Origin of the sequence: Caldanaerobius fijiensis DSM 17918 (genome assembly GCF_900129075.1) — a bacterium.
Classification (GTDB): Bacteria; Bacillota; Thermoanaerobacteria; order Thermoanaerobacterales; family Caldanaerobiaceae; genus Caldanaerobius; species Caldanaerobius fijiensis.
The window spans coordinates 45,177-59,529 of record NZ_FQVH01000004.1 but is presented as its reverse complement, the minus strand read 5'-3'; the positions used below and the strand labels follow the sequence as shown (position 1 = coordinate 59,529).

General features: G+C 36.9%; 12 protein-coding genes. 7 read left to right on the top strand and 5 right to left on the bottom strand.

What is annotated here, in order from left to right; all coding sequences use genetic code 11:
* Positions 1-24 precede the first annotated feature (24 nt).
* The 7 genes from BUB87_RS03135 (at position 25) to BUB87_RS03105 (ending at position 7,713) form a co-directional block, all read left to right on the top strand.
* Complete coding sequence (locus BUB87_RS03135; protein ID WP_073341709.1) at positions 25-402, top strand: DUF4912 domain-containing protein; 378 nt, start codon at positions 25-27, stop codon at positions 400-402.
* Positions 403-414: 12 nt separating this feature from the next.
* Positions 415-2,007: a glycoside hydrolase family 57 protein gene (locus tag BUB87_RS03130; protein WP_073341708.1), complete on the top strand. Its 1,593-nt coding sequence runs from the start codon at positions 415-417 to the stop codon at positions 2,005-2,007.
* A 155-nt stretch (positions 2,008-2,162) separates the two neighbouring features.
* Positions 2,163-3,350 carry a CDP-glycerol glycerophosphotransferase family protein gene (locus BUB87_RS03125; RefSeq protein WP_073341706.1) on the top strand — a complete coding sequence of 396 codons (1,188 nt, stop codon included), beginning with the start codon at positions 2,163-2,165 and terminating at the stop codon, positions 3,348-3,350.
* A complete protein-coding gene (locus BUB87_RS03120) occupies positions 3,351-4,022 on the top strand; it encodes a phosphocholine cytidylyltransferase family protein (protein ID WP_073341705.1) in 672 nt (223 codons plus the stop codon). It abuts the gene before it with no gap.
* 78 nt (positions 4,023-4,100) lie between these two features.
* A complete protein-coding gene (locus BUB87_RS03115; protein ID WP_073341703.1) occupies positions 4,101-5,288 on the top strand; it encodes a glycosyltransferase family 4 protein in 1,188 nt (395 codons plus the stop codon).
* 104 nt (positions 5,289-5,392) lie between these two features.
* Positions 5,393-6,574, top strand: coding sequence for an O-antigen ligase family protein (locus BUB87_RS03110; RefSeq protein WP_143156602.1), 1,182 nt, complete (start codon positions 5,393-5,395; stop codon positions 6,572-6,574).
* 20 nt (positions 6,575-6,594) lie between these two features.
* Positions 6,595-7,713 (top strand): glycosyltransferase, encoded by a 1,119-nt coding sequence (locus tag BUB87_RS03105; protein WP_073341700.1) that lies wholly within the window; start codon positions 6,595-6,597, stop codon positions 7,711-7,713.
* Positions 7,714-7,753: 40 nt separating this feature from the next.
* Here BUB87_RS03105 and BUB87_RS03100 read toward each other — a convergent pair whose 3' ends face one another.
* The 5 genes from BUB87_RS03100 to BUB87_RS03080 form a co-directional block, all read right to left on the bottom strand.
* Positions 7,754-10,123 carry a sugar phosphate nucleotidyltransferase gene (locus BUB87_RS03100; protein ID WP_073341699.1) on the bottom strand — a complete coding sequence of 790 codons (2,370 nt, stop codon included), beginning with the start codon at positions 10,121-10,123 and terminating at the stop codon, positions 7,754-7,756.
* Positions 10,120-11,361 carry a glycosyltransferase family 4 protein gene (locus BUB87_RS03095; protein WP_084110831.1) on the bottom strand — a complete coding sequence of 414 codons (1,242 nt, stop codon included), beginning with the start codon at positions 11,359-11,361 and terminating at the stop codon, positions 10,120-10,122. Before BUB87_RS03095 ends, BUB87_RS03100 begins: the two co-directional genes overlap by 4 nt.
* Before the next feature lies 1 nt (position 11,362).
* Positions 11,363-11,557, bottom strand: a complete 195-nt coding sequence (locus BUB87_RS14335; protein ID WP_159432360.1) for a hypothetical protein — start codon at positions 11,555-11,557, stop codon at positions 11,363-11,365.
* Positions 11,523-11,771: a hypothetical protein gene (locus BUB87_RS03085; protein WP_073341694.1), complete on the bottom strand. Its 249-nt coding sequence runs from the start codon at positions 11,769-11,771 to the stop codon at positions 11,523-11,525. The genes BUB87_RS14335 and BUB87_RS03085 overlap by 35 nt, the downstream gene beginning before the upstream one ends.
* Before the next feature lie 109 nt (positions 11,772-11,880).
* Positions 11,881-14,343, bottom strand: a complete 2,463-nt coding sequence (locus tag BUB87_RS03080) for an alpha-mannosidase (protein ID WP_073341692.1) — start codon at positions 14,341-14,343, stop codon at positions 11,881-11,883.
* Positions 14,344-14,353 lie beyond the last annotated feature (10 nt).

The window sequence follows — 14,353 nt, the reverse complement described above, 5'->3', positions numbered from 1 at the left end:
GTAATAGCGGGAGGTAAAAACCATATGCGAGGATTTGAAAGCCCCAGGATAGTTTTGATGATACGAGACCCTCTATGGATTTTTTGTTATTGGGATATAGATCAGGACAATCTAAATGGAGAGACATTGGTTTTAAAATTAGATAATATCACGAGAAATGAAACAACTGATATTGTCATCGATAAATATGCAAATAACTGGCACATATATGCAGGATATCCAGACGAAGAATTTCGAGTTCGCATCGGAACAATTGTCGGCAATAGATTCACACAAATTGCCGAATCCAATATTGTAAGGACTCCTCGCAATTCACCGTCAGATATATATGATGAATATTTTTCTGACATCTTTTATCGCCATATAAACCTGCACAATGAAATGAGTTCAAAATTTTTATAAAGGAGGACCAATATGCCAAAAGGATATGTTGCTATGATTTTGCACGCACATCTACCCTATGTACGTCACCCAGAACACCCGGATTTCCTTGAGGAGCGGTGGTTCTATGAAGCTATGTCAGAATGTTACATACCTTTACTGGATATATTTAACAAGTTGCGAGAAGAAAAGATTCCTTACCGTATCTCCATGACGTTGACGCCAACACTTGCTTATATGATGATCGATCCTCTGCTTCAAAAAAGATATTTGAGATATCTTGATAACATCATCGCACTTACAGAACAAGAAATAATCAGGACAAAGGATCAAAAACCTTTTAACGAACTGGCAATTTTCTACAATCAGCGTTATAAAACAATCTATAACTTATATATAAAAAAATATAATAAAGACGTTCCTGCAGCTATAAGGGATTTACAGGATTCGGGGTATGTAGAAATCCTCTCATCAGCTGCAACCCATGGCTTTCTCCCGTTTATGTCTTTATATCCCGAGTCTATAAAAGCACAGATATCCTTAGGTGTTGATACATACAGGAAGTTCTTTGGCAAAAATCCAATGGGATTCTGGCTTCCAGAGTGTGCATACACACCTGAAATAGATGAATTCCTGAAAAGAGAAGGTATAAAGTATATAATTCTCGAAACCCACGGCCTGATATACGGTAAACCGAGGCCTAAATACGGTGTTTACGCACCTATTTTAACACCCTCAGGTATTGCTGCCTTCGGAAGAGATGTAGAATCATCCAAACAGGTATGGAGTGCAACCGAAGGGTATCCTGGCGACTATAACTACAGAGAATTTTACAGGGACATAGGTTTTGAAGCCGACTATGACTACATAAAGCCATTTATACATCCCGACGGAATCAGATTAAGCACAGGCATCAAATACTACAGAATAACAGGAAAAACAGAGCAAAAGCAGCCTTACGTGCGACAAAACGCTGTATATAAAGCTGCAGAACATGCCGCCAATTTTATGTTCAACCGCGAGCAACAAATAAATTATTTATCCTCAATTATGGATAGACCTCCTTTGGTTGTATGCCCATACGATGCCGAACTATTTGGCCACTGGTGGTTTGAAGGTCCTGAATGGCTGGATTGCCTCCTGCGCAAAACCTACTTCGATACAAATATTTACCAATTTATAACACTGTCGGATTATCTCAATATGTTCCCTGTAAATCAGGTGGTTTCACCCAATCCATCCAGCTGGGGCAATAAAGGGTATTACGAGGTATGGCTAAACGCATCCAATGACTGGATTTATCGTCACCTGCACAGGGCTGAAGAGCGAATGACCCAAATGGCTAACGCATATAAAAATGCGACAGGTATCGTAAAAGAAGCATTAAACCAGGCTGCAAGAGAACTCCTTTTAGCTCAGGCCAGCGATTGGGCCTTTATAATGGATTCTGGCACAACGGTAGATTATGCCAAAATGAGGTTTAATATGCATATAGAAAGATTTAACAAAATATGTGATTTAATATTATCCAATAATATCGATGAATCATGGCTTAGAGCGGTCAATTATAGCGATAACATCTTTCCCGATATTGATTACAGCGTGTACGCGAGCGAAATGAAATAGTCAGCTTGCAAAAAGAAAGCATGTTGTACTTGAGGTGCAATAAAATTGCATCCTAAGTGCAACATGATTCAAAATACTCTGTTTATTTACTTTTACGTTAAATTGTATTATAATAATTTATAAATTTTTAAAACCATGGGGGAAGCTAATAAAAAATGATAAATGCAGCGGCCAGGATAAAAAATTGTTTAGAAAAAGTAATTTCTGACTTTACAAAGATTGAAAAAGGCAAAATCGTGATAATAGATGGAACTCCTTATTCTGGATCAAGTGCCCACGCCCTTTATAAGTTTATAAGTGAATCTATAAAGTACACCAATATTAAAATTTTATCAGAAAACGATTTGAGAATAAATCGCCTAAAGAATCTTAGACTTTTTATAAAAAATTTCAAAGAAGTATGTAGTGCCAATGTAATACTTACAACTCATATATACCGTAAATATAAAAAATCACAGGTTTATATTCAATTATGGCATGGTATACCCTTAAAAGCAATGGCTTTGATGGACAAAACTGAAAACGCAGACACAAAAAAGATGGTACCTAAAAATTTTAGTCAGTATGATTATATCATATCATCCTCTCCATTTTATAATACGCTGTTAAATTCGTGTATAGGCGTAGATGGTTCCAAATATATTGTTACAGGATTTCCTAGAAATGACATGTTGTTTAATGCCGATGCCAAAGAAAAGTTACAAAAAATAATCGGTCAGGATATTAGCGGCGATAAAATAATCTTCTATCTGCCTACATTTAAGGCAGGATATTATAATGATAGAATTGAAGGAGCTACTAGGAAGACAAATATTTTTGGTTTTGACAGTTTCAATTATGACCAGTTTAATGATTTTTTAGTCAAAAATAATATAATATTTATTGCTAAATTGCATCCTTTTGAGGAGAATATTTTCAAAGCTGAATTAAGTAAAAAATGCAGTAAAAACTTTATCTTGTTGACATCTGATGTGTTAAAGGAGCATAAGGTGGATCTATACGAGATCCTGGGCAGCGCAAACATGCTGATAACCGATTATTCCAGCGTTTATTTTGATTTTCTTCTTTTGGACAGGCCTTTGTTATTTATCAATAACGATATAGATATGTACGAGGAAAAGCGCGGCTTTTTATTAGGACCTTATGATTTTTGGACGCCTGGCCCAAAGGTTAAAAACCAAAATGAGTTGGAAATAGGAATTATCAAGAGTATAATGGGAGAAGACGAATACATAGAACAGCGAAAATCACTTATAAATGTATTTCACACCTATCGGGATAACAAATCTTCCCAAAGGGTATGGAATATAATAAAAATGTCATTTAGAAAGGATGTTATTTAGATGAAAGCTGTAATATTAGCGGCGGGTATTGGTTCAAGGTTGGGCAAAAAATTACCAAAGTGTTTAACTCAGATCAACAGCGATGAAACCATAATAGGAAGGCAGATTAGAATATTAAAAGAAAACGGCATAAACGAGATAATAGCAGTGGTGGGATTTAAAAAAGAACTCATAATGGAGTTTTACCCTGAAATATTTTATAAATATAATCCTCTCTATTCTGTAACAAATACTTCAAAAAGCCTTTTAGAAGGGATCAAAGACTTAGAGGACGATGTAATATGGTTAAATGGAGACACCGTCTTTGATGATAATATCATAAAATTAATAATGTCCTATGATGGAAACGCGGTAGCCGTCAACCGATCAAGATGTGCCGAAGAGGAAGTAAAATATAAAACTGACAATAATGGGTTTATTACTCACATATCCAAAAAAGTAAAAGACGCTGAAGGAGAGGCCGTAGGAATAAATAAGATATCAAAAAAGGATATAAATGAATTTAAACAAGCTTTATTAAAATGCAATGCCGATGATTATTTCGAGAAAGCCATTGAAATGATGGTAACTAAAGGCAAGCAATTTAAAGCTATTGATATAGGCGAAAATAGATGTATAGAAATTGATTTCAATGAAGATCTTTCAACAGCTATAGATTTGTTCAAGAAATAATCGATTGAAAAAAACTTGCTCTCATATTATAATAAAATTGAATTACGGCGCAATCAAAAAGCAAATGAGGTATGAATCATGAATATTTTAGTTGTGACTTCCTTTGATTATCCCCATGTAGGCGGTTTATCCACCCACGTGGAGATGTTAACAGGTGAACTCAAAAGATTAGGACACAAAGTCGATGTGGTATCCTTTAGTGACGTCAATAGACTTTATGCGAAGTATGTAGTCAGAGGGGTTTCATTCATATTAAATAAGCTCAAAAGAGGATTAGGAATAGTCTATACAAACAAGCAGAGGATTAAACTATTAAAATCTTTAGTGAATATAAGGTTGAACAAAACCAAGTACGATCTAATAAATGCAGAAGATCCCGCTGCGATGATAGCTTTAAAGGGCATCGACCTGCCAAAAGTTCTAACAGTGCACGGTTATGCTACTTTTGAATACTTGAGTATAGGATCTGTATTAAAAGATACAAAGCAGGAAGCATTTTTGTATGATATGGAAAGACAGGCCTACAATATGGCAGACGCGCTTATAGCAGTAGATACCAGAATAAAAAATTATCTTAAAGATTTTGCAAAAAAAGATGCAACCGTTATAAGAAATTTTGTAGATACAGATATCTATGACATCAAAAAATACGACGTATCCCAGTTAAAAAAGAAATTAAATGTCCCCGAGAACAAAAAGATACTATTGTGCCCCAGAAGGCTTACAGAAAAAAACGGAGTCGTATATCCTGCTATGGCCGTTAATTTGTTAAAAGAAAAATATCCGAACATAATGTTGTATTACGCCGGTGACGGAGAAGAAAGAGAAAAGATCGAAAATTATATAGCAAAATACAATCTTCATGATTATATAAAACTTCTGGGCAGTATACCCCATGACAGGATTGTTGAATATTTTTGCGTAGCAGACGTCGTTTTAATTCCCTCAGTGCATTCAAAAGGCATTGAGGAAGCTACATCCATAGCGGCAATTGAAGCTATGGCTATGGGAAAACCCACTATTGCCAGCGCTATTGGTGGTCTAAAGGAATTAATTGAAAACGGAAAATCAGGAATCCTCGTGCAAGAAAAGAATGAAATACAGCTAGCAGATGCCATACTTAAAGTCCTTACAGATGATGCACTAAGGGAAGCTTTGTCTACAGGAGCAAGGCAAAGGGTTATAGAAGAGTTTTCTTTGTCAAGTGGAGTTCAAAAATACCTTGATGTGTACCAAAAGGTTATTGTAAATAACCAAAAAAGATAGGAGTGTTGCAATTGTTTTTGAATAAGAAGGAAAGGTATAGCAATATATTGACATATTCTTTATTATTTTTTTTCATCTTCTTACCTTACAGAGAGGTATTAAGTTTGATATCTCCTGTTTTTAAGACAATACCCGATATATTAATTTTGGTATTATTTTTGACTGACATATTGAAAAATAAAGCATACAAAAAAATAAATTATACCGATTTGTCCTACTTATTATTTTTATTTATCGGACTTATCAGTACCATGTACAACCATATTGGAATAAAGGCTTTTATAGTAGAGGCAAGGAGCATCACACTGTACTACCTCATGTATTTTGTCATCAGGGATAAATATTTTGCAAATGAATTTAAATCAACACTAAAAAACATATTACTTGCTAATACGACTATCCTCATTATCCTGGGAACAATAGAAAAGGTGTCGTATAAAACCTTATTGTTTCCAAGAGTATGGGCAGAATCCATTATATACCCAAGTAATTTTTTAAGAATATACGGGGTATTTAACAACCCAAATACCTTTGGTATATACCTTGTTTTTGCCTTTCTAACATTTTTAATTCTCGATGTCGATTCGGGCAAAGTCAACAAATGGTTTTATTCCCTTTGCGTTTATGGCCTTGCCCTTACCGTTTCCAGAAGTTCTATAATTGCCATTGTACTTGCGATAATAATGATCATGTTGTTCATAAAGAACAACAAAAAACTAAAAGTCATTTTACTGATTTCATTTATAATAGGCGGTATTACTTATTTTGCAGTTGATTACGCTGGTAAACAAATTTATGCTTCTTTAAACGGCAAAAGCAGCATCAGTCAAAGTGAAAATATTTTAATTAAGAGGTTTAACGATCTTGGAACACAAAAAGATATACAAAAAAGTAACGCAAATGGACGTATTTTTTCCATAAAGACAGGATTAAAAATCTGGAGTGAACATAAATTGTTGGGCTCAGGTTTTGGCACTTATGGAGATGCTGCCAGTTTAATATTGGGCTCACCTATATACAAAAAATACAACTTGAGTGAAAATTTCTACACTGATAATGAGTATATAAAAATATTAACAGAAACTGGTATCCTAGGTACACTATCCTATATTTTATTCTTACTAGCTTTAATATACGAGGTCTTAGAAGATGGAAACAGGTATATGTACGCTATAATCATTGTAGCTTTATTTACCGGTTTGTTCTATAATATGTTTGAAGTTCAAATTTTTTCATTGTTTTTCTGGTTCTTAATGGGAGCAAAAAAGCAATTTGCCAAAATATAGCTAAAAACAAGGTGAAATATATGGATAAAATTAAAGTATTACACGTTATAGGTGGAGGCGAACTGGGTGGCGCAGAAATGCACGTTCTCACTATCTTTGAATACATCGACAAATCTGTTTTTGAGCCCCACCTCATATGCTTATGCAGAGGACCTATGTATGAAGAAGCCGTCAAAAGAGGTTTTAATGTAACAGTTGTCGAAATGAAGCATAAATTTGATTTCTCCACTATAAAACCCATAAAGGAATATATACAGAGAAATCAAATAGATATTGTCCATACCCATGGCGTAAGAGCCAATACGATGGCGCGCATCGCAGCATTTCTGGCACATAAACCTGTTGTAACCACATTTCACAGTTTTATAATGAACGATTACGATAGCAAGCTAGAAGCAATGGTGGCTAAATATATGACATTGGCCACCTCACCTATTTCCACAAAAATCATTACTGTATCCAATGCCCTTAAAAACGATTTGATCAAGATGGGCATTAATGGCAATAAGATTATAACCATATATAATGGAATAGATTTTTCCTCCCGTTTCGCAACTAAAACAAGAGAAGATGTATTGAACGAGTTAAACATAGACCCATCACAAAAAATAGTATCTGTCATCGCCAGACTTCAAACGGTCAAAGGCCATAAATACTTTATCGACGCTGCAAATATTGTATCGAAGCAAAGAGACGACGTTCAGTTTCTTTTAGCTGGGGATGGTCCCCTCAAAGAATCGCTGGTAAAGCAGGCCAAAGACCTGGGAATAAGCGACCGCGTTCATTTCATAGGACACCGCAGTGACATCGACAATATTTACGTGGCATCTGATATAATATGTGTCACTTCCTTGATTGAAGGGCAATCACTGGTTATAGTTGAAGCCATGTGGCACCAGAAACCTGTAATCTCAACAAATGTTGGTGGTCCTAGTGAATTGATATCCGACAAGAAAACAGGATTACTTATTCCTCCCGCCAACGCACAAATTTTAGCTGAGAAAATACTGCTGCTGCTCAATGACCCATGGTTAGCTTATTCGCTGGCATTAAACGGCAAAAAAAGCGTTGAGAGATTTTCTGTAAAAGAAATGATAAATAAGACAGAAAAAGTGTATAAAGATATAATCCAAAAATAAACTCAAAGTTCTTTAAGAATCGCGAACTTTGAGTTTATTTCTATTTTCCATCTATAGATTTTATCTTTTTTACATACATATCTGTAAGCTCTCTGGCGTATTCCTCGGTATAACCCTGGGCATATACTCTACATGCTGGTTGTTCAGGATCCGGGAGTACCATCGCCCATCCTTTATCGTGCTTTATTTTTGCTCCTTCTAAAACTTCATCATCCTTATTGGCTTCCTCGATAAGGCTTCTTATAATACGTCCCTTTGCATCCCAGCTACAGGGTACAATCTCTTTATCATAATAAAAATTAGGCAACCTATTCAAAAGTTCCTCAAGCGTGATCTTTTCCTTTGCCAGTATCTCTAATATTTTCACTAAAAAACTTATAGCATCAAAATTGAGGTCAAACTGTGTAATGCCACCGGAATTCCCCGTACTTTCTGCTATTTTCCCCATCCGCTCCTGTAAAGCCGTTTTAGTGTAAATCACCTGCTTGTTGCCAGCTTTCACCATATCAGAAATAGCATCAGGGCTATTAATAGGAATCACCACAGGCTCGGGGCTATCGCTTTGAATCATCAAATATGATCTCAAAGCTATCATTGTTTCTTCGGGAATAATCTTTCCTCCAGGTCCTTTAAGTCCCAGCGTTTCTCCATTATTGTCTATATAAAAGTCAATCTCTCCTATAGCCTGTATTTTACATCCACAGTAATTTAAAATAGTATTAAGTATCCGCTTCATGTAATCAGATGGTGTATTAAAACTTACAGTAAAATGTCTCTTTCGCAGGCTGTATGTGTCAATATTATTCAATAATTTTATCATATATACTTTATCGTAGTCAGGTATCATTTCCACATCCGTAATCTCGCCTACAATACACCTTTTAAAATCACCTTGAGAGAGAACATTTTCCAATTTTCGCTCCATGCCTTTGTCTATATTACACCCTTTGCTATCTAATATGTTTATGACCGATACTTCACTATCTTCAATGCGCTTTACGTGTACAGATCCACCCAGTCTATAATCTTTTACGGCAGCACGAGCCATAGGTAATATCAACGTTCCAAAATCATAGATATGGGCACCGGCCGACATCAAACCAGAGATCAAAGCCATTTTTAACATCTTTGATTGCACAGAATCATCACAGCTTACTCCTATTTTACCTTTTATGATACAGGGTATCACTGCTCCCAATCGCGCACAAAACTCTGGAGTCATGTCCACATTTACGTGACCGGATGCTCCATCATACCCAAAGATATTTTTCTTATATCGCGTACCCCATATTACATCACTGGACACAATACTTTCAGCATCAATCATCTTCTGTGGCCATATTTTTACATCAGGTTTTATTATGCTACCTTCTTTAATCAAGGTATCATCGCCAATGACGCTGTTCTCAAAAATACATACCCTATTTTTTAACTGCACTCTATGGCATACTACAGCAGCTCTTATCTCACTATTTTTGCCTACATAAGAGTTTTTCCATATAATACTTCTCTTTATAGTAGCATTGTCTTCAATAACAACATCATCTCCAATGACTGTACCGCTATCTATAAAAACATTTTTTCCTATTCTGACATTATCCCCTATTATGACATAATCACTTATAGAAGTATTTTCACCGATTTTTACGTTGTTGCCCATCCATATATTAGGTTTAAATGGTTTTTCTCTTAGATTTACCCTTATGCGGCCGTTCAATATATCTCGATGACAATTCATATATTCTTGAATATTTCCTATATCGCACCAATAACCCTCTGCGATGTATCCATATATAGGTTTATTTTCACGTAGTAACATAGGGAAGAAATCCTTGCTGAAATCAAAGACCTGTCCTTTTTTTATATAATCCAACACCTCAGGCTGTAGAATATAAATGCCGGTATTCACCGTGTCGCTAAATACCTCGCTCCAGGATGGTTTTTCCAAAAATCTTATAATCTTACCCGTGTCATCGGTTATCACCACGCCGTATTCCAAAGGCACTGCAACCCTTGTAAGCACTATAGTGACCAACGCGCCTTTGCTCCTATGAAATTCCAATGCTTTATCCAGCCGAAAATCCGTCAACACATCGCCGCTTATGACGATAAAAGGTTCATCCAAAAAATCTTCCGCATTTTTGACGCTGCCTGCCGTTCCCAGCGGTTCATCTTCTATATAATACCTCATATTTACTCCAAAGCACTTACCATCACCAAAATGCTCCTTTATAGTATTTGGCAGGTACTGAAGTGTAGCGCATATATCAGTAATACCATATTTTTTGAGTAGTTCTACCGTGTACTCCATTACCGGTCTATTAGCAACTGGAACCAATGGCTTAGGGATATTACACGTCAATGGCTTCAACCTGCTACCTATACCCCCTGCCATAACAACGGCTTTCATATTATACCCTCCTCTCTATTTCCTATTTTTTCAGGAATGGGTTTGCGGTTTTCCTTGTACCATGGAGATGTAGCAAATTCCAGTAAGATTTCGTTATAGACATCCATTGTCCTTTTACCGATATCCTCCCACTTATAATCCTTTTTAACCTTTGCATATGCACGCTTATAAAGAAGCTTGGCGTATTCCTCATCAAAAAGCAGTTTTAAAATCGCGCTGGCCAGCTCTTGCGGATTTTCAGGCTGTACTTTGATTCCATCATAACCCTGATCAATGATCTCTTTAAATCCACCCACGTCTGACACTATTACGGGAACTTTTGCTGCCATCGCCTCGAGAGCCACAATACCAAAGGGTTCATATAAACTAGGAAATACCGCTATATCCACATTGTTATAAAGCTTTACGCGGGTTTCGTCATCAATGTACCCTGTAAAAAGTACCTTATTACCAAGTCCCATATTGGAAACCTTTCTTTTATAATCTTCTTCTTTAGGCCCCGTCCCAGCTACTACCAACTTAACATCTGCATATTGATTAAGTACTATAGGCATTGCTTCTATCAGGATGTCAAGACCTTTTTCATGGACAAGGCGACCTATAAAAAAGATTATCTTCTCATTGGGACGTGCATATCTGGCTCTAAATATCTCGTCATAATAACCCCTTTCAAATTCGTCAATTCTTACTCCATTGGGTATAACCCTTATCTTATCAGGAGGAATATTAAAAATGTACTTAAGCTCATTCATCATATACCTGCTGCAGCAGATCACCTTCCACGATTCATACGTTAAAAACCACTCCACATTGCTTATATACCTCTGAGAGTCATTGTAAAGTCCCCTGTTTCTGCCAAATTCCGTCGCGTGGATGGTAGATAGAAGTGGAATCCTGTAAATATTTTTAAAAAAGCGAGCTGCATACGCTACCAGCCAATCATGGGCGTGAATTATATCAAAATCAACGTTTCTAAAAAGCCGTGTTCCTTCCTCCATCATAGCCATATTCATATGAGTAACCCATAAATTGAAATTCTCTGTTTGAATATTATAAGGGATCACCCTATGTACATACACATTTTCATCTACCTCAAACTCAGGCAAATTTTCATCCCTTACGGATAATACGTGGACTTCATTTTGTTGTGACAAAACTCTGGAAAGGTCCTGAACATGTCTTGAGAGACCACCTACAATCCGCGGTGGATATTCCCAGGATAACATGAGTATTTTCATTTTATTCCTCCTCATCAGAATATTTGATATTTATATCTGTTCCAGATAAGTCGTCTTTATACGCCTTGATCTTTACATGGGTGTGATCTTCAAAATATATGTTTAAAAACCTATCATCGGAAAACTTAATACCTATGACGGTCTTGCCAATAACCTGATCTTTAATAGTATTCATCATATCCTGTTCCAATGCCATCACCTTCTATACTCTTTTTAAACAAATAATTGATGTGGCCATCGTCATCTAATGTGATATTTAAAGTGCTTCCATCGTCAAATTCCAGCTTTAAAATTTTATTATCATGCTGCTCAAGGTTATTTATTTTTCTGCCAATTATATTTGATAGATTGTTTTCTATTAGTTTTAATTTGCGCAATTTTTTATCATATAACCTGTTAATTGTCGCCACTTTATCACCCCCACTTTATCACTCCCATATTTATATCAATTTTAGTATTTGAAATATTGCCTTTTTTATACAAAAAAATAACCCTTAAAAAGGGTTATTTTATAGATTTCTAAAACTCTATTAAATTGCATTCCGTTATTTCTTTCTCGTTATCTTCAGGGATCCTAAACGTCTTTATTTCACATTTTCCAAAAGTGGCTTTCCATTTGCGTTTAAGCGCAGGTACCTCTATTTCCACATCAGAGTTTACTCCATTAGTCTCATAGCAGCGCAATATATAGCCGTTGCCATCTTCTGCTTTTTTAAATACCGTAGCTATGACATTATCTTTCGATATCTTTATGCCTTCCATTTTCTGTGGTAAAGGCCCTCTGTGATATGTCTCCTGAACATGCATAAGTTTTACGTTGAATTCATATGCCTTTCTGGGAATAAAGCTATCTTGCCACGTTCCTTTGTGCGGAATCAAAGCATACCTGAATTCCTGTATTCCCTGATCCATAAACTCGCAAAATTCATCCCTGACTCCAAAATGATCGGCGTATATAGAACCGTTGACTACAGTCATCCTCATATCATTATCCTTAATATCAAAACTGTACTTGCTATTATTTAACAGCGCAAGGCCATATACCATACCTTCTTGTTCGCCTGTTAAGTCTATCCATTGCTGTCCGGGTTCTTCCTCACCATTTACAGGCCTTTCAATAAATCCATAGGGAATCTCATAGGTGGCCTTTGGCTTTAAAACATTAACAGGGAATGATAGTTTCAACATTTTGTGCTTTTCCCGCCAATCCAGTTTGACTTCTACCTCTATGTCAGGCTTGTGCCTGTACAGGATGAAATCCTGTCTTAAAATAGAGTCGTTGTATTTGTTTATGACTCTTAATTTAGCCCTTATAGGTCCATTTTCTATGAGCTTGACTTTTGCATCAGAGAATCTTGCTATTTCATCTCTGAATTCAAAAACCCCATGAGCCCATGTATCGCAATGGTTTATATCTATCACCACAGGAACAGCACCTTTATCCGATAAAATTTCGACGTTATTCTTTTTGTCGTACAACCTCCTTATATAGCCCGTATGTGGTTCAATCTCCAATCTGATATAATCATTTTCTAATGACGTGTCGTCAGCAACCAGAGATCCTTTGCTATTTACTTCAAATTCTTTATTTAGATATAACCAGTATACCCTGTAGCCCATCGCTGGAACATCAGCTACAAATAACGTATTCCATTTGTCATCTCTGCCATTGGTCTGCGGCCCTCTTATCTTCTGTAACGCCACAGGATTGCCTCTATCATCAGTTACACCCTTAACCAGCCTGTTTATTATTACAGGTGCTTTGACTTTCCACGAATGAGGATTAAAGACCACTACCGGTGTACCACAGTCATCATATTCCCACAGCGACCAATCCTTCTCTTTGCTTCTCACCTTTTCTATATCACCCATGGTATCTACAGCCCATGACATTTTCTGTAACGCACTGTTTAAGACATCAGCTGCCGTGTAAAGGGCTTCGCCGTGAAAATCCCTGGCATCGGTATAAGCATCTTTTATGCTACAACCTCCCATTATGTCGTGGAACTGATTGAACATAACCTTTTCCCACGCTCTTTGAATTCTCTTACCATCATAGGGCAAATCCACCAGATTGTATGCTATGGTAGCAAATTTTTCTGCCACCAGCAACGCATGTTCTGCTCTGCGATTGTTGGCCTTTATCTCTGAGACGGTAGAATAACAACCACTGGCGTGATGCTGCAGATCATCTCTGTAAACAGGCAGATCCACACACCTTTCGCTCATGGCCTCAAAATACTCATCAGGTGAGCTCATTATCAGGGCATCGCCGTATCGCTCCTCTTTCAAGCGCTTTATGGATTCAAGGTTTTTGACAGTAGGTCCACCGCCGTGGTTCCCCACCCCATAAAAAGCCATTAGATCTATTCCTTGTTCTTCAGCTATTCTCATCGTATCCTCTATTTTTTTATCAATTTCACCCCATGATGTACCATAGCCTGTGGGTATCCTGTACGCCATAACGCGACTGCCATCTGGACTCTCCCACCAGAACAGATTTCCCGGTACACGGCTGTTTTCATGATTGCCCGGCCTCATAAACACATAATAATCCATACCGCTCTTTTTAAGGATCTGAGGCAACATGCCGTTATGCCCAAAAGAATCCACATTATAGCCTACCTTTGCCATTACGCCAAATTTCTCAAGAAAATACCTCTGACTGTACAGGGCATGGCGCACAAAAGATTCTCCTGAAGGTATATTACAATCCGGCTGAATCCACCATCCCCCTACAATAGCCCAACGACCTTCTTTTACTCGCTTTTTTATCTCTTCAAACATCTCCGGCGCATTTTCTTCAACCCATTTATAATATGCTGCACAGGCGCTGGTGAAAACGAATTCCGGAAATTCATTCATTCTGTCCAGGGCTGAGCGAAACGTAGCTTTGACCTCTGCGAATCCTTCCTGCCATCTCCACAACCATACTGGATCAATATGGGCATTGCCTATGAGGTATATTTTTTTATTATTCATAAAAAAACCT